Source organism: Kingella pumchi, assembly GCF_022288825.1.
Taxonomy (GTDB): domain Bacteria; phylum Pseudomonadota; class Gammaproteobacteria; order Burkholderiales; family Neisseriaceae; genus Kingella_D; species Kingella_D pumchi.
Window position 1 is genome coordinate 62,836 of the sequence record NZ_JAKOOW010000014.1, and the last position, 19,490, is coordinate 82,325.

Below are 19,490 nucleotides of genomic sequence, written 5' to 3' on the forward strand. Positions count from 1 at the left end.
CCTGAAACGTCTTTCAGGCTGCCTTTTCCGCTATAATGCCGCCGCCTTAAGCCACCTGAAAGACTGCCATGACCGCCATTCTGATCGACGGCAAAAAAACTGCCGCCCAATGTCTCGAAACCGTCCGCGCCAAAACTGCCGAGCGTGCCGCCGCCGGCCTGCGTCCGCCCGGGCTGGCCGTGGTGCTGGTGGGCGACGATCCCGCCAGCGCCGTTTATGTGCGCAACAAAAACACCGCCTGCGAAAAAGCCGGTTTCCAATCCTTTTCCTACCATCTGGCCGCCGACACCGCCGAAGCCGAACTGCTCACGCTGGTTGATGAATTGAACGCCAATCCCGCAGTAGACGGCATTTTGGTGCAACTGCCGCTGCCGTCGCAGATCGACAGCCAGAAAGTGCTCGAACGCATCCGCCCCGACAAAGACGTAGACGGCTTTCATCCCTACAACGTCGGCCGCCTTGCCGTGCGCATGCCGCTGATGCGCCCGTGCACCCCCAAAGGCGTGATGACGCTGCTGGCCGCCTACGGCATCAGCCCCAAAGGCAAGAAAGTGACCATCGTTGGCGCGTCCAATATCGTCGGCCGGCCGCTGATGCTGGAAATGATGCTGGCCGGCGCCACCCCCACCATCTGCCACCGCTTCACCCTGAATCTTGCCGACGAAGTGGCCGCCGCCGATATCGTTGTCGTTGCCGTGGGCAAACCCGGGCTGGTGAAAGGCGAATGGATCAAACCCGGCGCAGTGGTGGTCGATGTCGGCATCAACCGCCTGCCCGACGGCAGCCTGTGCGGCGACGTCGAATTTGACAGCGCCAAAGAGCGCGCCGGCTACATTACCCCCGTGCCCGGCGGCGTCGGTCCGATGACCATCGCCAGCCTGCTGGAAAACACGCTCGAAGCCGCCGAACAGCGCGGATGATTTTTCAGGCTGCCTTGGCCACAAGGCAGCCTGAAACCCTTTTCCCTTTATTTTGCGAAACCCGCCATGCACCCCCGCCAGATAACCGCTGCCGCCCTGCGTACCGCCGCCCTGCTGATACTGCTCAGAACCTTGTCCGCCGCCGTTGCCATTTATGCGGGCAACCGCGAAATCGGCGCCGATTTGGAAATGACTTACTGGATGCAGGCCGCCAATGCCGCCTGCTGCGTGGTTTTGTGGCTGTTTTCCCTGCCGCTGGCCAAACTGCTGCTGCCCGCCGCCGAAGCCGCGCCGCAGGAGCCGCCCAAACATCCCGCGCCGTGGCTGACTACCGGCATTGCCCTTATCGGCCTGTTTACGCTGATCGGCGCCCTAAGCGACGCGCTGTATCTGGCAACGCGGATCAGCTACATCCGCAGCCTGGATGCCGGCGTTTCCGTTTGGCAGACGCTCGATACCGACGGCAAAGCCGCCCTGCTGATCAACGTGTTCGAACTGCTGGCCGGCGCTTTGCTGCTGTTTCGCGCCGGCGCATTCAGCCGCTGGCTGATACGCCGGATTTAGCTTCAGGCAGCCTGAAAACTTTTCCCCTCCACTCAAACAAACACCCAAATAAGGATAAATTATGAGTCTTGACGAACGTTACCGCGCCCCACAAAGCAACGATGCCGCTTTGAACGACTCCGATGCGCCTGCGCTGTGGAATCCCAATGCCGCCGCCTTGTGGTCGCTGCTGTTTTTGCCCGTTTTCGGTGCCACACTGCATATGCTCAATGCCCGTGCGATGGGCGATAAAGATCAGATACGCCAAAGCAAATGGGCGCTGATTGTCTTATTAGTTATTTTTCTGCTGCTTCCGCTGGTGACACTGTTTTTTAACCCCAAGAACAATACATTCGGCCTGATTTTGCTGCTGGGCTGGTATTTCGCAATCGGCCGCAAGCAGGTGGAAGCAGTCAAACAGCAATACGGTGGCGACTATCCGCGCAAATCCTGGCTTAAACCATTGGCACTAGCGGTGCTGGGCGTGGCGGTCTATCTGGCCTATGCTGTTGTAGTCGCCTTTTTGATTGCCTCCATCTTCCCCGAAGTAATCGTTGAATAAGCGCACAAGCAGCCTGAAAACTTTTCAGGCTGCTTGTTTTGTCCCGATATAGGAAACCGCATGGACTTTTGGCACGGATTTTGGGTAATCACCGGCATTCATCTGCTGGCGGCGGCTTCGCCCGGCCCCGATTTTGTATTTGTTTCGCAGCAGACGCTCTCGCGCGGGCGGCGGGCGGGGCTGGTGTGCTCGCTCGGTATCGCGCTCGGCTTGGGCGTGCACATCGCATACTCGGTGCTGGGGCTGGCGGCGGTAATCGCCTCGGCGGCCTGGCTGCTGAGTGCCATAAAAATTAGTGGCGGCGCCTATCTGCTGTATCTCGGCATTAAAGGGCTGCGCGCCAAAGCCCAAGGCAAAACGGTAGAACTGCACGCCCGAACGCTGCCTGCGCAGTCGGTCGCGGCGGGCTTGTGGAAAGGTTTTCTGTGCAACCTGCTCAATCCCAAAGCGCCGGTTTATCTGGTGTCGGTCTTTACCGTGGTACTGTCGCCAGCGATGCCGCTGTGGCAGCTGGCGGTTTACGGCGTATGGATGATTGTGCTGCAGTTGGTATGGTTTGCCGCGGTGGCGCTGCTTCTGTCCGTGCCGCGCGTAAACCGCCGTTTCCGCCAGGCCGGCCACTGGCTCGACCGCTTGCTCGGCTCGGTGATGGCGCTCTTGGGCATCAAAGTGATGATGAGCTAAACCGCCTTTCAGGCTGCCTAAACGGAAACCTACCGATGAAACTTAGTCAAACCCTTACCCTAAACCAGCAAAGCATCCGCGTGTACGCTGGGGAAAACCCGTCTGCCAATGCGCCGCTGGTGCTGACCTTTCTGCAGCCGCACGAAGCCGACGCGCTGGCAGCGCTGTTGGAGCAAGATTTGGTGCTGCTGACCATCGACGAAGCAGACTGGGAGCAGTCGTTCACGCCGTGGCCGGCGCCGAAAGTGTTTAAAAAAGGCGCCGATTTTGGTGGCGGTGCCGGCACTTATTTCGCCCGCCTGTGCGCCATGCTGCCCGCAATCGAAAGCAGCCTGAATCTGCAGCCCGAATGGCGCGGCATTGCCGGCTACTCGCTGGCCGGGTTGTTTGCCGCCTGGAGCGCCTATCAAAGCGGCCAGCCCTTTAGCCGCACCGCCTGCGTGTCCGGCTCGATGTGGTACGACGGCTGGCTTGAGTTTGCCGCCCACGCCATGCCCAGCTCGCCGCAATACGCCTATTTCTCGCTGGGCGACGAAGAGAAAAACAGCAAAAACCCGCGCATGGCGGCGGTGGAAGACAATATGCGCGCCACCGAAGCGCTGTGGCGCGAGCGCGGCATCCGCAGCACGTTTGCAAGCAACAGCGGCGGCCATTTCCACCAGGTGCCCGAGCGCATTGCCGCCGCAATCGCCCGGCTGGCGCAGGCAGCCTGAAAGCCCGTTTGCGCCGGCCAAACCGCATCTACCGCCGATTCGGTATAATCACCGCTTTCAGGCAGCCTGAAACGCCGGCCGGCCTGTTTCGCCGCTTTTGGCGGCACCCCGAAACCATTAGGAGAACATTGATGAACACACTATTGAAATACACTTTGGCCGCCGCTTTCGGCCTGACTCTGGCCGCCTGCGGCAACCAGGGCGCGGACAATGCCGCCGCATCCGGTGCCGGTGCCGGTGCCGCCCCCGCTTCCGGCAGCAGCGCCGGCGCCGAGAAAACCGAAATCCGCTTCGGTTCCACCCCCGGCGACTTTGCCGACATGGTTAAAGAGCAGATCCAGCCCGCGCTGGAAAAACAGGGCTACACCGTAACCCTGACCGAGTTTCCCGACTACGTTACCCCCAATCAGGCGCTGGATCAGAACGCCATCGACATCAACATCTTCCAGCACAAACCCTATCTCGACGCTTTCAAAGCCGAGCACAAGCTGGATTTGGTCGAAGTATTCCAAGTGCCGACCGCGCCGCTGGGCATCTACCCGGGCAAACTCTCGAAGCTGGAAGACGTGAAAAACGGCAGCACCGTTTCCATTCCCAACGACCCCTCCAACCTTGCCCGCGCGCTGGTGATGATGAACGAACTGGGCTGGATCAAGCTCAAAGACGGCGTCGATCCGCTTAAAGCCTCGCGCGCCGACATCGCCGAAAACACCAAAAACATCGAGTTTGTCGAAATGGAAGCGGCCAACCTGCCGCGCAGCCGCCAAGACGTCGATTTCGCCATCGTCAACGGCAACTATGCCATAAGCAGCGGCATGAAGCTCACCGAAGCGCTGTTCCAAGAACCGAGCTTCGCCTATGTGAACTGGTCGGCCGTGCGCAGCGCCGATAAAGACGCCAAATGGGTTAAAGACGTTGAAGCCGCCTACAATTCCGACGAATTCAAAGCCTACGCGCACAAACGCTTTGCCGGCTACAAATATCCGGCATCCTGGGGCGAAGGCGCGGCCGCCGGCGCCAAAGCCGAAGCGTCCGCCGCCGCATCCGCAGCCAAATAAAGCCGCCCGAACGGCAAATCCAAGCAGCCTGAAAACCCGATTGGCGGTTTTCAGGCTGCTTTTGGTTCGCGCTGCTGTGTGGCGTTAAAGTGCGAAAACGGCGCATGCAAAGACATTTGATCCGGCCGCCGTCGCGCCGCATCCAAGGCATAAGGCAGCCTGAAAGCCGATTCAGGCTGCCTTGGCCGTTTTCCGCTATAATCCGCCGCTTTCCCGTACGGCATTCAGGCAGCCTGAAGCCTTTGCACAATCCAAACCCCTTTAACACCCCTTATAACCGACGGCATTTACTGTTTTCAGGCTGCCTGAAACACACAAAACACGAAAGGTATGACTACTGTGGCCAGCAAACTCAAAATCACGGGCAACGGCCCGCTCAATGGCGAAATCACCATCTCCGGCGCCAAAAACGCCGCCCTGCCGCTGATGTGCGCCGGGCTTTTGACCGCTGGCACCCTGCGCCTGAAAAACGTGCCGATGCTGGCCGACGTCAAAACCACCCAAAAACTGCTGCAAGGCATGGGCGCCCGCGTGCTCACCGACAACATCCATGAATTTGAAATCAACGGCGGCACCGTTTCCAACACCTGCGCCCCCTATGATCTGGTGCGCACCATGCGCGCCTCGATCCTGGTGCTCGGCCCCACCCTCGCCCGCTTCGGCGAAGCCCAGGTCAGCCTGCCCGGCGGCTGCGCCATCGGCTCGCGTCCGGTTGACCAGCACCTGAAAGGGCTCGAAGCCATGGGCGCCGAAATTGTTATCGAACACGGCTATGTCAAAGCGCGCGGCAAGCTCAAAGGCGCGCGCGTGCTGATGGACATGGTTACCGTCGGCGGCACCGAAAACCTGCTGATGGCCGCCACGCTGGCCGAAGGCACCACCGTGCTGGAAAACTGCGCCGTCGAGCCCGAAGTGGTCGATCTGGCCGAATGCCTGGTCAAAATGGGCGCGAAAATCAGCGGCATCGGCACGCCGGTCATGACCGTCGAAGGCGTCAAAGAGCTGCACGGCGCCGAACACAGCGTCGTCCCCGACCGCATCGAAGCCGGCACCTTCCTGTGCGCGGTGGCGATGGCCGGCGGCAAAGTCCGCCTGAACCATGCCGCGCCGCACACCATGGGCGCGGTGCTCGACAAACTGCGCGAAGCCGGCGCCCAAATCAGCACCGGCGACGACTGGATCGGCATCGACATGCCCGGCCGTCCCAAAGCCGTCGTCATCAAAACCGCGCCGCACCCGGGCTTTCCCACCGACATGCAGGCGCAGTTTATGGCGATGAACGCCGTCGCCGAAGGCAGCGCCACCGTAACCGAAAACATCTTTGAAAACCGCTTTATGCACGTGCCCGAACTCAACCGCATGGGCGCCGACATCGAAGCCGAAGGCAACACCGCCATCGTGCGCGGCGTCGCCAAACTCTCCGGCGCATCAGTAATGGCCACCGACCTGCGCGCCTCCGCCAGCCTGGTCATCGCCGGACTGGTGGCCGACGGCGAAACCATTGTTGACCGCATCTACCATCTCGACCGCGGCTACGAGCATATCGAAACCAAGCTGCGCGGCGTCGGCGCCAATATCGAGCGCGTCAGCGCGTAAACGGCCGCCGCTGCGCCGCCACAAGCAGCCTGAAAGCCCGTAAAGCGGTTTTCAGGCTGCCCGAACATTCACATCTTCCCATGAACATCCTGATCACCTGCCCGCGCGCGCCTGCGGTTTTGGACTGGATTGCCGTTTTTTCAGGCAGCCTGAAAAACGCCGGCCAGATTGTGCTGTGCGACAGCCTGCGCTTTCCGCTGGCGGCCTTTGCCGCGCGGCGCGGTGCGCGGTTGCGTTATTGCCGCATTCCCGCGCCGCGCACCGATTTTGCCGCTTATGCGGCGGCGATGGCGGATTTGGTGGCGCAGGCCGACCTGGTGGTGCCGACCTGCGAAGACATTTTCCATCTGGCGCATGTGCCGTTGCCCGAAGCGCAGCGGGAAAAACTGTTTATGCCGCTGCGCGATCTGCTGCTGGGGCTGCACCACAAGGCGCGGTTTTTTGATTATCTGCCGCGCGGCGCAGGGGTGTGTTTTCCCGAAACGCGGCTGCTGGAATCGGCGGCAGAGATTGATTTTTCGCGTTTGGCCGATTCGGTGTTCAAGCCGGTGTACAGCCGCTTCGGGCGACAGGTGAAAATCGCGCCCGTGCCGTCTGAAATTGCGGCGCTGCCGGTTTCGCCGGCGCGGCCGTGGGTGCAGCAGCAGCGCATTTTCGGCCGACCGCTGTGCAGCTATGCAGTGTGCGGACACGGGCAGGTGGCGGCGCAGGTGGTGTACGATCCGATGTATCCGCTCAACGGCTCGGCTTCCACTTATTTCCGCCGTGTTGCCGAGCCGCGCATTCTGGATTTTGTTGCACGCTTTGCCGCGCAAAACGCTTATCACGGCCAAGTGGCCTTTGATTTTATCGACGACGGCCGCGAGATTTACGTTATCGAATGCAATCCGCGTGCCACCAGCGGCATCCATCTGCTTGCCGGTGCGCTGTCCTTTGCCGACGACCGTTGGCATTTTGACGAAAGCCGCGTCGGCACGGCAGCCACGGTGTCCAAAAAACTGTGGCCGCTGTTTGCGCGGCAGGTGCGCGGTAAGAAAACCCTGCGCCAAGTGCGTGCCGACTACGCGGCGGCGCGCGACGTATTGGCCGGTATCCCTGCCCGCGGCTTGCTGCTTGCCGCCAGCGAAACCGCATGGCAGGCGTGGCGGCAGGGCATTGCCTTTACCGACGCATCTACCGCCGACATCGAATGGAACGGTGATACGCCATGAATCTGAACGACGGACTGTGCCGCCTGCTTACCGAGTTCCCCGCCACCGGTTTGATTGCCAACGACCACAGCGAAAAGCGGATGGCAGACGGCCTGCTGCTTTCATACAGCAAAGGCACGGGCGATCAGGCGTGGACGGTGTCTCTCTATGCTGCGTTAGTGCAGGCGGGGCGGGACGAACTGGTAAAGCTGCCGCACTTTCAGGCTGCCGCAACGGGAGGGCTGATTACGGTGTTGGCACGGCTGTTGCGCCTAGGGCAAATCGACCGTACCGTAGCGGTGCAGAATTTCGGCCTTTCCACCAATCTTTACAGCCACGATTTCCTTAACCGCCCGCCTGCCGCCCTGCGTGCGGCCGCTCAAGCCGCCTATCCGCACACGGCAGTTATCATCCGCTCACTCAATGCAGCGCACCACCGGGATTTGATGGACGCGCTGCAACAGGACGGTTGGCGGTTTCTGCTTACGCGGCAAATTTACCTTACCGACACCATCAAACAAATCACCTGCCGCAGCGACAGCAAACGCGACGCAAAATTACTGGACGATGGCCGCTACCGCTTCCGCCGCCTGAGTGCCGCCAGCGCCGACGCCGATTTTCAGGCTGCCTTGGATTTTTACAACGGGCTGTATCTGGGAAAATACTCGATAGGAAATGTTCGGTTTACCCATTTGTGGCTGCGCGAAACCGTAGCGCGGGACCTGCTGGCGCTGTATCTGATGGAGTGCACGGCCAACGGCGCGGCGGCAGGCTGCGCGGGCATGATCTGCGAAGAAGGCAGGCTGACCACCCCCGTGCTGGGTTACGATTTGAGCCTGCCGCAGAATGAAGCGCTATACCGGCGGCTGTCGGCGTTTATCGTGCGCTACTGTGCCGAGCGCAACCTGAGCCAGCACTGGAGCGGCGGTGCAGCCGGTTTCAAAAAATCGCGCGGCGCCGTGCCCGAATTGGAATACACGGCGGTATACGTCCGCCATCTGCCGCTGCAGCGGCGTGCGGTATGGCGGCTGCTGGAAAAACTGAGTAACGGGCCGTACCGGCGGCTATTGGAGAAAAACGGGCTTTAAGGCCCGGGAATAACGGGCATTGCCAAGCGCCCAAAAGCAGCCTGAAAGCAAAAGGCAGCCTGAAACCCCGTTTCAGGCTGCCTGCAGGCAACCACAGTCGAAAGAAAATCCATGGCAACAGTTCTTATCACCGGCGCAACCGGTTTTCTCGGCGGCTATGCCGTGCGCGAGCTGCTGGCGGCGGGCTATACGGTGCACGGTTTCGGGCGCGATGCGGCCAAGGCGGCGCAACTGGAGCTCGAATGCGGCATCAAAGTGCATCTGGGCGATTTGTCCGATGCCGATGCCGTTTCCGACGCACTGGCGGGCGCGGATTACTGCATCCACTCGGGCGCGTTGTCGAGCGTGTGGGGACGCTGGGACGATTTTTACCGCGCCAATGTGCTGGGCACGCAAAACGTACTTTCAGGCTGCCTCAAACACGGCATCCGGCGGCTGGTGTTTGTTTCCTCGCCCAGCATTTACGCCGCGCCGCGCGAGCAGCTCGATATCCGCGAAGAAGACGCGCCGGCCGACAACCGGCTCAACCACTACATCCGCAGCAAAATCCTGGCTGAGCGCTCAGTACGCTCGGGCGGCGTACCGAGCGTGATTATCCGCCCGCGCGGGCTGTTCGGCGTCGGCGACACCAGCATCATTCCGCGCCTGCTGGCACGCAACCGCAGCACCGGCATTCCGCTGGTCAACGGCGGCCGCCACCTGACCGACCTGACCTGCGTGGAAAACGCCGCCTACGCGCTGCGGCTGGCGCTGGAAAGCGAAGCGGCCGCCGGCCAAACCTACAACATTACCAACGGCGAGCCGCAGCCTTTTGCCGATTTGCTGGCGCAGTTTTTTCAGGCTGCCGGCCAAAATATGCGCACCCGTGCCGTATCGCGGCGCGGCCTGTGGCTGGCGGCCAATGTGCTTGAAAGCGCGTTCAGGCTGCTTAATATCGGCAAAGAGCCGCCGCTTACCCGCTACACCGCCTGCCTGCTCACCTACGGCCAAACCCTAAACATCAATAAAGCACGCCGCGAGCTGGGCTACAAGACGCGCATCAGCATCGCACAAGGAATCGAACACTATGTCCGCCACTGCCCCCTTGATTGAATCCGTCCGCTATTTCGCCTGCGGCCACTGCGTCAACCACTTACAACGCATTTTCCGCCACCACCCCAAGCAAAAACGCGTGTTCCAGGCAGGCGTGTTTTTAATCAAACACCGCGTTCACGGCCATATCCTGTACGACACCGGCTACGGCACTGCGCTCAACCGCTTTTATTGGAAATACCTGATTTACCGCGCCATCAACCCCACTTATGTCCGCGCCGAAGACACCATTGCCGCCCGGCTTGAAGCCGCCGGTATCGCGCCCGAGAGCATCGGCACCGTCATCGTTTCCCACCTGCATCCCGACCACATCGGCGGTCTCAAATCCTTTCCCCATGCCCACTTGCTGCTCACGCAAGGCTGCTGGGACACCTACCGCGAAAACCGTTTCCGCTCGCTGATTTTTCCCGAATTTCTGCCCGACGATTTCGAGCAGCGCGCGCAAATCGTGCCGATAAACGGTATTCAGACGGCCTTTCCCTATGCCGAAACCGCCGATTTGTTCGGCGACGGTTCGCTGTTTCTGGCCGCGCTCGACGGCCACGCCAAAGGGCAGGGCTGCCTGTATATTCCCGAGCGCAATCTCTTTATTGCCGCCGACGTCTGTTGGGGGCAGGACGTACTCGCCTTTACCGAACAAATGCGCCGCCTGCCGCGCCTGATTCAAGACGATTTCGCCGCCTACCGCCGCAGCAGTGCGCTGCTGCAAACCCTGCAGCAAAACGGCATCCGCGTGCTGGTGAGCCACGACAAACCCGAATACATCGGCGGCATCTTATGAGCATCAACCGGCTGTGGCTGTTTCTAGCCACCTTTATCCGCACCCGCTGGTTTCCACGCAAAACCCGCGCCGCGTTGCTCGCCTGGCAGCAGCGCACACTTGCAGGGCAGCTGGCATTTTTCAGACAGCATGCGCCCTATTTTCGCGACGGCATCGACTTTGCCGCCTTCCAAATGGACAAGGCGCTGATGATGGAAAACTTCGACGCGCTCAACACCGTCGGCATCGGCAAAGAGCAGGCGCTGGCCGTTGCCCTGGAAGCCGAGCGCAGCCGCGATTTCTCGCCGACGGTCGGCCGCGTGTCCGTCGGCCTGTCTTCCGGCACTTCCGGCCACCGCGGCCTGTTTCTCACCACGCCCGAAGAGCAGGCGATGTGGGCGGCGGCGGTGCTGGCGAAAATGCTGCCGCCGCGCCGGCTGTTCGGCCAGCGCATCGCTTTCTTTTTACGCGCCGACAACAATCTGTACCAAACGCTCGACTCGCCCCTGCTGTCTTTCCGTTTTTTCGACATGCAGACACCGCTTGAAGCGCATCTGTCCGCCCTGCAAAACGCCCGGCCGACCATACTCGTCGCTCCCGCTTCGGTGCTCGCGCGTCTGGCGCAATACCAAAACCAGGGCCGTCTGAACATTGCCCCGCAGCAGGTCATCTCGGTGGCCGAAGTTTTGGAAACGCGCGATGCCGACTACATCGCCGCCGCTTTCAGGCTGCCGTTTACCGGCCAGATTTACCAGGCCACCGAAGGCTTTCTCGCCGCCACCTGCCGCTGCGGCACCCTGCACCTGAACGAAGACATCGTGATGGTCGAACCGCAATGGCTGGACGACACCCGCTTTATTCCCGTTATCACCGATCTCAAGCGCCGCTCGCAGGCCTTTGTACGCTACCGGCTCAACGACATCCTGCACATCCGCCGCACGCCCTGCCCATGCGGCTCGCCCCATCTGGCGCTGGAAAAAATCGAAGGCCGCACCGACGATATTTTTGTTTTCACCGACCGCGCGGGCAAAGCCGTCGAAATCTATCCCGACTTTATCCGCCGCTGCATCCTGTTTATCGACGGCATCCGCGAATACCGCGTCTGCCAAACCGACAGCCATACCGTCGAAATCGCCCTTTCAGACGGCAGCAGGCAGCAGCAAAACGCCATCGTCCGCCAGTTTGAAAACCTGATGGCGCAATACGGCATCGACGGCGTGCGCTACCGCTTTGTCCCCTACTCGCAGCCTGAATACCGCAAACTCAAACGCATCGAGAGAAAAACATGAATAAACTGGAAATCATCGGCTGGGGCAGCAGCCTGCCGTCGCAGCGCGTACAGACAGGCGGCCAAACCCGCTACCGCGCCGCAGAGGGCGAAACCCAGCTCGGCATGATGTGCGCCGCCGCCCGCAAAGCGCTGGCCAAAGCCGGCATCGCCACCGCCGATTTGGACTGCATCGTTGCCGCCGCAGCCGTCGGCGTACAGCCCATTCCCTGCACCGCCGCCTTAGTTCACGAACAAATCGCCCAAGGCAGCGACATTCCCGCCTTCGACATCAATTCCACCTGCACCGGCTTCATCACAGCGCTCGACACCGTTTCCTACCTGATTGCCGCCAAACGCTACCGCACCGTGCTGATTGTGGCCGGCGATCTCGCTTCCTGCGCGCTCAACCCTGCCCAGCGCGAGAGTTTCGAGCTGTTTGGCGACGGCGCGGCCGCCGTCGTTATCCGCCATACCGATGCCGAAAAAGGCGTTATCGGCGCCATGCAGCAAACCTGGTCGCAAGGCGCACACAGCACCGAAATCCGCGGCGGCCTGACCGCCCTGCCGCCGCAGCGCTACGCACAGAGCGACCCCACCGACTTTCTTTTCGACATGAAAGGGCGCGACGTGCTCAAACTCTCGCTGCAGAAAATCCCCGCCCTGTTCGCCGAATTTTGGACGCAAACACGGTTAAGCCCGGCCGACATCGACCTCGTCATCCCCCATCAGGCCAGCAAAGCCCTACCATTGATGATGAAAACGCTGGGTTTCAAAACAGGGCAATACATCGACACCGTAGCGCAATACGGCAATATGGTCTCCGCCTCCGTTCCCTTCGCCCTGTGCCAGGCGCTCGACGAAGGCCGTCTGAAAACAGGAAACAAAATCCTGCTCACCGGCACCGCCGCCGGGCTGACATGCAATATTTTGTGTTTGCAGATTTAAGGGCAGCCTGAAAGCCGCAAAACGGTTTTCAAGCTGCTTTTATTTTTCAGGCTGCCTTTGCCAACAGCCATTCCACCAGCGGCGGTACGCCGGCGCAGGCGGTTTGGGGGATGATTTCGACGCGGCGGCTGCTCAGGTTGGGCTTGGGGTCGATCAGGTAGATGTCGGCGTCGGCGCGGGCGTAGGCGAGCAGGCCGGCGGCGGGATAGACTTTGAGCGACGTGCCGACCACGATGACGGTGTCGGCCGCTTCCACCCATTGCGCGGCCTGCCCGATCAGCGGCACTTCTTCGCCGAACCAAACGATATGCGGGCGCAGCGGCCGGCCTTTGCTGTCGCAGTCTTCCAGCCGCTGGTCGCCCTGCCAGCCGATGATTTCGTCTTCGTCGGCGCTGCTGCGCAGCTTGTTCAGCTCGCCGTGCAGATGCAGTACGCTGCGGCTGCCGGCGCGCTCGTGCAGGTCGTCCACGTTTTGGGTAACGATGCGGGTGTCGTAGCCCTGTTGCAGGCGCGCGAGGGCAAGATGGGCGGCGTTGGGCGCGGCGGCCGCGGCTTTGCGGCGGCGCTCGTTGTAAAAGTCGATAACGGTTTGCGGGCTGCGCTCAAAGGCTGAGGGGGTGCAGACGTCTTCGATGCGGTGCCCTTCCCACAGGCCGTCGCTGTCGCGGAAAGTCTGCAGCCCGCTCTCGGCGCTGATGCCGGCGCCGCTCAGTATCACGCATTTTTTCATGTGTTTTCCCTTGGGATAATCGGATTAAAAGGCAGCCTGAAAACCATGAAACCGGTTTTCAGGCTGCCTTATTCTGCATTTAAGCACTCAAGCGCTTATTTTTTCTTTTTCTGCGGCGGCAAGTCGGTGCATACGCCCAATGCCACTTCCGCGCTCATGCCGATGGATTCGCCGAGCGTGGGGTGCGGGTGGATGGTTTTGCCGATGTCTTCGGCGTCGCAGCCCATTTCGATGGCCAGGCAGATTTCGCCGATCATGTCGCCCGCATGGGTGCCGACGATGGCGCCGCCGATAATCAGGCCGGTTTCGGCGTCGAAAATCAGCTTGGTGAAGCCTTCGTCGCGGCCGTTGGCGATGGCGCGGCCGGAAGCTGCCCACGGGAACACGGATTTGGTGATTTTGATGCCGTCGCGTTTGGCAATCTCTTCGGTTACGCCCACCCAGGCCACTTCGGGGTCGGTGTAGGCCACGCCGGGAATCACGCGGGCGTCGAAGTAGGCTTTGTGTCCCGCGCAGTTTTCGGCGGCAACGTGGCCTTCGTGCACGGCTTTGTGCGCCAGCATCGGCTGGCCGACTACGTCGCCGATGGCGTAGATGTGCGGCACGTTGGTACGCATTTGTTTGTCCACTTCGATAAAGCCGCGTTCGGTAACGGCCACGCCGGCTTTTTCCGCGCCGCACAGTTTGCCGTTGGGTGCGCGGCCTGCGGCCACCAGCACCAAATCGTAGCGCTGCGGCTCTTTGGGCGCTTTTTCGCCTTCAAAGCTCACATAGATGCCGTCTGCTTTGGCTTCCACAGCCACGGTTTTGGTGTTGGTCATGATGTTGTCGAAGCGGTGGGCGTTCATTTTTTCCCATACTTTCACCAAGTCGCGGTCTGCGCCCTGCATCAGGCCGTCCATCATTTCCACCACATCCAAACGTGCGCCCAGCGTGCTGTAAACCGTGCCCATTTCCAGGCCGATGATGCCGCCGCCGATAATCAGCATTTTTTTCGGCACTTGGCGCAATTCGAGTGCGCCGGTGCTATCGACGATGCGCGGATCTTGCGGGATAAACGGCAGGTTTACCACGCGGCTGCCCACGGCGATGATAGCGTTTTTGAAAGCGATGGTTTTCTTCGCGCCAGTTTCGGTGAGCGCTCCGTCGTATTGCGCACCTTCGGTCAGCTTCACTTCCAGATGGTTCGCGCCGACAAATTCGCCTTTGCCCTGAATCAGATCGACTTTACGGGCTTTGGCCATACCGGCCAGACCGCCGGTAAGTTTGCCGATGACTTTTTCTTTGTAGCCGCGCAGCATGTCGATGTCGATTTCCGGCGCGGGGTATTTGATGCCGTTGGCGGCTAGGTGCTTCACTTCGTCAATTACTGCCGCATTGTGCAGCAGGGCTTTAGACGGGATACAGCCCACGTTCAGGCACACGCCGCCGAGGGTTTTGTACTGATCGACGATGGCGACTTTCAAGCCTTCGTCGGCTGCAGCAAACGCGGCGGAATAGCCGCCCGGGCCGCCGCCCAGTACCACTACGTCGTATTCGGCATCGGCATTGCCGCTGAACGATGCGGCTTGCGGCGCAGGCGTTGCGGCTTTCGGGGCTTCAGGCTGCGCGGCGGGCGCAGGAGCGGCTGCAGCTTTGGGTGCTTCGGCGGCAGCGCCTTCGGCTTCGATCACGGCAATCAGGCCGCCTTCGGAGATTTTGTCGCCCACTTTGACTTTGACTTCTTTCACCACACCGGCGGCTTCGGCCGGTACGTCCATGGTGGCTTTGTCGGTTTCCAAAGTAATCAGGGTGTCGTCGATGGCAACCGTATCGCCGGCTTTGATTTCCACGGCGATGATGTCCACGTTTTCATGTCCGCCGATGTCGGGGACTTTCAATTCGATTAAGCTCATTTTCGGCCTTTCTGTCGGGGGTTCGGTAAGGTTGCAGCGCCCTTTCAGGCTGCCAGGCTGCCTGAAAGGGCGCTGCCATTATAGCCCAAGCCGGGCGCATTCACACGGCTGTGCCGGCGGCAATCTGCTCGAGCGCCTGGCGCAGCAGCCGCACCGTGCGGCCGGTATCGGCCAGCTTGTCGAGACCGAACAGACCGATGCGGAAGGTTCGGAAGTCGGCGCCTTCGCCGCATTGCAGCGGCACGCCGGCGGCAATCTGCACGCCGGCTGCGGCAAAGGCTTGGCCGCTGCGGATGTCGTCGCGCCCGGTGTAGCAGACCACCACGCCGGGCGCTTCGAAGCCGGGCGCGGCGGCGCTGGCAAAGCCATTTTCCGCCAGCAGGGCGCGCACTTCGCGTCCCAAATCTTCCTGGGCGGTTTTCAGGTTGCCCCAACCGATCCGGCGCGCTTCGAGCATGGTGTCGCGCAGGCGCAGCAGCGAATCGGTGGGCAGGGTGGCGTGGTAGGCGTGGCCGCCCTGTTCATAGGCGCGCATGATGTCGAGCCATTTTTTCAAATCGAGCGCGAAGCTGTCGGACTCGCTGTCTTGCACCGCCTGCACCGCGCGTTCGGACAGCATCACCAGTCCGGCGCAGGGCGTGCCGCTCCAGCCTTTTTGCGGCGCGCTCAGCAGGATGTCGATGCCCAAACCGCGCATATCCAGCCAGATGCAGCCTGAAGCGATGCAGTCGATTACCGTGAGCGCGCCAACCGCATGGGCGGCGGCGGACAGGCGGCGGATGTAGTCCGGCGGCAGCATCATGCCCGAAGCGGTTTCCACATGCGGGGCGAAAACGATGTCGGGACGGAATTCGGCGATTGCGGCTTCCACTTCTTCAATCGGCGCCGGCGCAAAGGGCTGCTGCGCGCCTTCGGCAATGCGGCGGGCGCTCAGCACCCGCGTGTCGGCCGCCAAACCGCCGCGCTCGAGTATCTGCGACCAGCGGAAACTGAAAAAGCCGTTGCGCACAATCAGGCAGCGCTTGCCGCGCGCCAGCTGGCGCGCCACCGCTTCCATGCCGGCGGAGCCGCTGCCGGGCACAATGGCGGCAGCATCGGCGGCATACACTTCGCGCAGCATCGCCGACAAATCGCGCATAGCGGTTTGGAACTGCTGCGACATATGGTTGAGCGCACGATCGGTATAGACCACGGAATACTCGAGCAGGCCGTCGGGATCGGGGTGTTTGAGCAGGGCAGGCATAACAGACTCCTTATTTCGTTATTGTAGAGGGCAGCCGAAGCTGCCGGCCTATTGTGGCCGATAGCGGCAGCAGCGGCAAGAAACGCGCCCGATGAAAACGGCACAAAAACAATAATCCCCAACAATCAGGCAGCCTGAAAAAAGATAAATGCGCGTTTTTTGCCGTTTCAGGCTGCCTGTTGCCGCCGAACGGCAAAAATCTTGCATTCGGGCATGCGGTATGCTGGCAGAATCCGGCTGCCTGAAAACGCGCAGCATCCAAGCACAAAACACCAATCCCGACCCGCCGGCCGCCACATCGGAACCATCCCGCCTGCAAGGAAAGCCAGCACCATGAAACTGAAGAAAAACCTGATTGCCGTATCCATTTCCGCCGCCCTGCTGGCCGCCTGCGGCGGCGGAGGCGGCGGCAGCGGGGACGACAACAGCCGTCCCGACACCAACGCCACTCCCACGCCCAACCGGCCGAAACAGCCGCAGCCGGGCAATTTCAGCCAGCAAAAAGACTACCAAAAATCGTCCGATCAGGATCGTGCGCAGGCCGACGGCCGCGACACCACCATCCTGCTTACCGACAGCGGCGTCGATCTGACCATCGCCCGCAAGACCGGCGCCAAAGTCGATGCCAAGATGACCACCACCGATGCCCAAGGCAATGTGAAGGAAGTCGACACCAAACCGACGGCCGATTTGAAAAACGGCGGCCTGAACAGCCACGGCACCAATATGGTGGAAGTGATGATGCAGCATGGTGCCAAAGGCGCCCAAATAGCCGTTGGCGGGGTGAATTTCTCGCAAAGCACCGATGCCGACATCATCAAAATCGAAGCTTCGATTCTGAGCAAGCGCGACAATGTCGCCGTTATCAACCATTCCTTCTCCACCGGCGAGCAGGATTACAGCAAGCTCAACGACTATAGTGCGGTTGCTAGCCTTTTCGGTGCGATGGCGCAGCAGTCAGGCGCGCTGTTTGTTTCTGCCGCCGGCAACGACGGCAAAGCCAATCCCGATATCGACGCCGCCATCTACCGCATCAATACACCGCTGGCGCGCGAGCTGGAGAAAAATTGGCTGGTTGCCACCGGCGTTTATCTGGACGGTTCGGTGATTGAAAACCGCTGCGGCATCACCAAAGACCACTGCATCGCCGCCAAAGAGTTCCACAATGTAACCGACGTCAATACCAAAAAAACCGGCGGCACCATTGGCTCGTCCAACGCCACCGCCGTGGTTTCCGCCACCGCCGCGCGCATCCGTTCGCGCTTTGACTGGATGCGCGGCGCCGAATTGAAAAAAACGCTGATCAGCACCACCGATGACGCCGGCGCCAAAGGCAACGACAGCACCTACGGCGTCGGTATTCTCAACGAAGCGCGCGCGCTGGGCGGCTACGGCAAAGTCAATGGCCAGGAAATCCTCAATGTGGCCGGCAAAAAACGCGAATACTATTTCGACAACGACATCAGCGGCAGCGGCGGCATCGTGAAAAACGGCGCCGCATCGCTGGTATTAACCGGCAACAACAGCTACACCGGCACCAACCAAATCCAGCAGGGCTCGCTGGTTTTGGCCGGCAACAACCGCGCCGGCAACGTCGTTACCGCGGGCGGGCGGCTGACCGTCGGCGCCAACCAGAACGCCCGCATCAGCAGCGGCGACGTTTTAGTCAACGGCGGCACGCTCTCGGCCGAAACCGCCAACGATTTTTACATCGACGGCAGCCTGAAATTCAACGGCGGCACGCTCGACAAAGCCATCGGCTCGGCGGTGAAAGTCAGCGGCAACGCCGACATTTCCGGCAACAGCGTGCTGAACATTACCGGCGCCTACAGCGGCTACGCCACCAAAGTCGGCCAAACCGAAACCCTGCTCACCGCCAAAAACATCAATGGCAGCTTTAAAGTAAACGACAAAACCAACGGCCTGATTGAAAACCAGGTAAACCAAAACAGCAGCGCCATCACCGTCAGCAGCAAGCGCAACGAAGTCGGCAAAGTGGTACCGGCATCCGCCTACGAAGGCGCCGGCCGCGATGCCCGCAAACTGGAGCAGGTATTCGCCGCCTTCGACCAGGCCGCCGAGCAAGGCAGCCTGAACGACGGGCAACTGGCCGCCGCCCGCATCTACACCCAAAGCCGCCAGCTGACCGAAACCCTGTTTGCCCAAGGCACCGACACCCATCTGCACAGCCAGCACAACCAAATCGACACCGATATGATGCAGAACGAGCGGTTTGCCGAAAAACTGGGCGAAGCGGCCGGCCAAAACGGCGCGGTATGGCTGGATTACACCGGCTCCGCTTCCCGCCTGAAAATGGACGGCATTTCCGGCAAAAGCCGCGACTACGGCATCGGCGTCGGCGCATCACACGCCTTCGGCCGCCACCTTATCGCCGCCGGCGCCAACCGCCTGGACAACCGCTGGGAAGAGCGTTTCGGCAGCGTTGAGAAAACCGTCAAAACCGAAGGCTACGGCCTGGATCTCGGCTACGGCTATGCCGCGCCGCACGGCATCGGCATCTATGGCACGCTGGGCTGGAACAAGCTCAAAGATGCGGGCAAGCTCTACAGTTTCGGCGTGGGCGTGAACAAAACCTTTATGCTCTCGTCGCTGGCGCTGAAACCCGAGTTCTCGCTGCAATACGCCAAGGCGGACGCCAAAAACATCGATGTTTCCGCCACCCAGTATCTTGATGGCATGAACACCAAAGCCACCGCCGCCAAACTCGGCATCAGCGCGCTGTATTCGTTCAACGACCAGCTGACCGTGTTCGGCAAAGCCGGCCTTGCCCGCGATCTGCAGCGCAAAACCGCCGAGCACACCACGGTGAAAAACACCGGCATCAGCGTCGCGCTCGACAGCAGCGACAAGAAAACGCGCTTCAACCTTGCCGCCGGCGCCGCCTACAGCGTCAGCGAAAACTGGAAGCTCGGCCTTGCCCTGCAGCACATCCGCGCTTCGCACTGGCACAACAGCTCGGTGAATGCCCAAGTGAAATACCGTTTCTAAAACGGCATCCGCCCCAATCAGGCAGCCTGAAAGCCGATATTGCGCTTTCAGGCTGCTTTTTGTCTGTTTGCTTTGCCTGTTTACCGTTTCAGGCTGCCTGCGGGCAGCAAACCACGCAACCCAAAAGCAGCCTTATATATTCCGCCCCGTCTAAGGGGTACTTGACAACTTGAGAAATTTCCAAACCCCTTA

General features: G+C 60.8%; 17 protein-coding genes. 14 read left to right on the forward strand and 3 right to left on the reverse strand.

The window, feature by feature from the left end; genetic code table 11:
- Nucleotides 1-68 precede the first annotated feature (68 nt).
- The 13 genes from folD to MB824_RS03880 all read left to right on the forward strand — a co-directional run bounded on the left by folD (nt 69) and on the right by MB824_RS03880 (nt 12,421).
- The gene (gene folD, locus MB824_RS03820) at nt 69-920 is read left to right on the forward strand and encodes a bifunctional methylenetetrahydrofolate dehydrogenase/methenyltetrahydrofolate cyclohydrolase FolD (protein WP_238746126.1); all 852 of its coding nucleotides are present in this window, start codon (nt 69-71) and stop codon (nt 918-920) included.
- 66 nt (nt 921-986) lie between these two features.
- Nucleotides 987-1,484 carry a hypothetical protein gene (locus tag MB824_RS03825; protein ID WP_238746128.1) on the forward strand — a complete coding sequence of 166 codons (498 nt, stop codon included), beginning with the start codon at nt 987-989 and terminating at the stop codon, nt 1,482-1,484.
- 61 nt (nt 1,485-1,545) lie between these two features.
- On the forward strand, nt 1,546-2,025 hold the full coding sequence (locus tag MB824_RS03830; RefSeq protein WP_238746130.1) for a hypothetical protein: 480 nt from the start codon (nt 1,546-1,548) through the stop codon (nt 2,023-2,025).
- Between the two features lie 60 nt (nt 2,026-2,085).
- Nucleotides 2,086-2,709, forward strand: a complete 624-nt coding sequence (locus tag MB824_RS03835; RefSeq protein ID WP_238746131.1) for a LysE family transporter — start codon at nt 2,086-2,088, stop codon at nt 2,707-2,709.
- Between the two features lie 35 nt (nt 2,710-2,744).
- Nucleotides 2,745-3,422 (forward strand): alpha/beta hydrolase-fold protein, encoded by a 678-nt coding sequence (locus MB824_RS03840; RefSeq protein WP_238746132.1) that lies wholly within the window; start codon nt 2,745-2,747, stop codon nt 3,420-3,422.
- Nucleotides 3,423-3,553: 131 nt separating this feature from the next.
- Nucleotides 3,554-4,480, forward strand: a complete 927-nt coding sequence (locus MB824_RS03845; protein WP_238746133.1) for a MetQ/NlpA family ABC transporter substrate-binding protein — start codon at nt 3,554-3,556, stop codon at nt 4,478-4,480.
- A gap of 330 nt (nt 4,481-4,810) precedes the next feature.
- A complete protein-coding gene (gene murA / locus MB824_RS03850; RefSeq protein ID WP_238746135.1) occupies nt 4,811-6,076 on the forward strand; it encodes a UDP-N-acetylglucosamine 1-carboxyvinyltransferase in 1,266 nt (421 codons plus the stop codon).
- An 80-nt stretch (nt 6,077-6,156) separates the two neighbouring features.
- Complete coding sequence (locus MB824_RS03855) at nt 6,157-7,287, forward strand: ATP-grasp domain-containing protein (RefSeq protein ID WP_238746137.1); 1,131 nt, start codon at nt 6,157-6,159, stop codon at nt 7,285-7,287.
- A complete protein-coding gene (locus MB824_RS03860) occupies nt 7,284-8,354 on the forward strand; it encodes a GNAT family N-acetyltransferase (protein ID WP_238746139.1) in 1,071 nt (356 codons plus the stop codon). Before MB824_RS03855 ends, MB824_RS03860 begins: the two co-directional genes overlap by 4 nt.
- A gap of 111 nt (nt 8,355-8,465) precedes the next feature.
- Nucleotides 8,466-9,446, forward strand: a complete 981-nt coding sequence (locus MB824_RS03865; RefSeq protein WP_238746141.1) for an NAD-dependent epimerase/dehydratase family protein — start codon at nt 8,466-8,468, stop codon at nt 9,444-9,446.
- A complete protein-coding gene (locus MB824_RS03870) occupies nt 9,421-10,227 on the forward strand; it encodes an MBL fold metallo-hydrolase (RefSeq protein WP_238746143.1) in 807 nt (268 codons plus the stop codon). The genes MB824_RS03865 and MB824_RS03870 overlap by 26 nt, the downstream gene beginning before the upstream one ends.
- Nucleotides 10,224-11,495, forward strand: a complete 1,272-nt coding sequence (locus MB824_RS03875) for a F390 synthetase-related protein (RefSeq protein ID WP_238746145.1) — start codon at nt 10,224-10,226, stop codon at nt 11,493-11,495. Before MB824_RS03870 ends, MB824_RS03875 begins: the two co-directional genes overlap by 4 nt.
- Complete coding sequence (locus MB824_RS03880; RefSeq protein ID WP_238746147.1) at nt 11,492-12,421, forward strand: 3-oxoacyl-[acyl-carrier-protein] synthase III C-terminal domain-containing protein; 930 nt, start codon at nt 11,492-11,494, stop codon at nt 12,419-12,421. Before MB824_RS03875 ends, MB824_RS03880 begins: the two co-directional genes overlap by 4 nt.
- 46 nt (nt 12,422-12,467) lie before the next feature.
- On the opposite strand, the gene MB824_RS03885 is transcribed toward MB824_RS03880, so the two are convergent.
- The 3 genes from MB824_RS03885 to MB824_RS03895 all read right to left on the reverse strand — a co-directional run bounded on the left by MB824_RS03885 (nt 12,468) and on the right by MB824_RS03895 (nt 16,289).
- Entirely contained in the window at nt 12,468-13,151 is a 684-nt protein-coding gene (locus MB824_RS03885) for an SIR2 family NAD-dependent protein deacylase (RefSeq protein WP_238746149.1), read from the reverse strand.
- Between the two features lie 95 nt (nt 13,152-13,246).
- On the reverse strand, nt 13,247-15,046 hold the full coding sequence (lpdA, locus tag MB824_RS03890; RefSeq protein WP_238746151.1) for a dihydrolipoyl dehydrogenase: 1,800 nt from the start codon (nt 15,044-15,046) through the stop codon (nt 13,247-13,249).
- Between the two features lie 100 nt (nt 15,047-15,146).
- Nucleotides 15,147-16,289, reverse strand: a complete 1,143-nt coding sequence (locus MB824_RS03895; protein ID WP_238746153.1) for an aminotransferase class V-fold PLP-dependent enzyme — start codon at nt 16,287-16,289, stop codon at nt 15,147-15,149.
- A gap of 333 nt (nt 16,290-16,622) precedes the next feature.
- On the opposite strand from MB824_RS03895, the gene MB824_RS03900 reads away from it, so the two are divergent.
- Nucleotides 16,623-19,298, forward strand: a complete 2,676-nt coding sequence (locus tag MB824_RS03900) for a S8 family serine peptidase (protein ID WP_238746155.1) — start codon at nt 16,623-16,625, stop codon at nt 19,296-19,298.
- Nucleotides 19,299-19,490: the final 192 nt, after the last annotated feature.

Coding starts and splice junctions, on each gene's coding strand:
- folD (WP_238746126.1), top strand. CDS start 69: ATGACCGCCATTCTGATCGACGGCAAAAAAACTGCCGCCCAATGTCTC.
- MB824_RS03825 (WP_238746128.1), top strand. CDS start 987: ATGCACCCCCGCCAGATAACCGCTGCCGCCCTGCGTACCGCCGCCCTG.
- MB824_RS03830 (WP_238746130.1), top strand. CDS start 1,546: ATGAGTCTTGACGAACGTTACCGCGCCCCACAAAGCAACGATGCCGCT.
- MB824_RS03835 (WP_238746131.1), top strand. CDS start 2,086: ATGGACTTTTGGCACGGATTTTGGGTAATCACCGGCATTCATCTGCTG.
- MB824_RS03840 (WP_238746132.1), top strand. CDS start 2,745: ATGAAACTTAGTCAAACCCTTACCCTAAACCAGCAAAGCATCCGCGTG.
- MB824_RS03845 (WP_238746133.1), top strand. CDS start 3,554: ATGAACACACTATTGAAATACACTTTGGCCGCCGCTTTCGGCCTGACT.
- murA (WP_238746135.1), top strand. CDS start 4,811: ATGACTACTGTGGCCAGCAAACTCAAAATCACGGGCAACGGCCCGCTC.
- MB824_RS03855 (WP_238746137.1), top strand. CDS start 6,157: ATGAACATCCTGATCACCTGCCCGCGCGCGCCTGCGGTTTTGGACTGG.
- MB824_RS03860 (WP_238746139.1), top strand. CDS start 7,284: ATGAATCTGAACGACGGACTGTGCCGCCTGCTTACCGAGTTCCCCGCC.
- MB824_RS03865 (WP_238746141.1), top strand. CDS start 8,466: ATGGCAACAGTTCTTATCACCGGCGCAACCGGTTTTCTCGGCGGCTAT.
- MB824_RS03870 (WP_238746143.1), top strand. CDS start 9,421: ATGTCCGCCACTGCCCCCTTGATTGAATCCGTCCGCTATTTCGCCTGC.
- MB824_RS03875 (WP_238746145.1), top strand. CDS start 10,224: ATGAGCATCAACCGGCTGTGGCTGTTTCTAGCCACCTTTATCCGCACC.
- MB824_RS03880 (WP_238746147.1), top strand. CDS start 11,492: ATGAATAAACTGGAAATCATCGGCTGGGGCAGCAGCCTGCCGTCGCAG.
- MB824_RS03885 (WP_238746149.1), bottom strand. CDS start 13,151: ATGAAAAAATGCGTGATACTGAGCGGCGCCGGCATCAGCGCCGAGAGC.
- lpdA (WP_238746151.1), bottom strand. CDS start 15,046: ATGAGCTTAATCGAATTGAAAGTCCCCGACATCGGCGGACATGAAAAC.
- MB824_RS03895 (WP_238746153.1), bottom strand. CDS start 16,289: ATGCCTGCCCTGCTCAAACACCCCGATCCCGACGGCCTGCTCGAGTAT.
- MB824_RS03900 (WP_238746155.1), top strand. CDS start 16,623: ATGAAACTGAAGAAAAACCTGATTGCCGTATCCATTTCCGCCGCCCTG.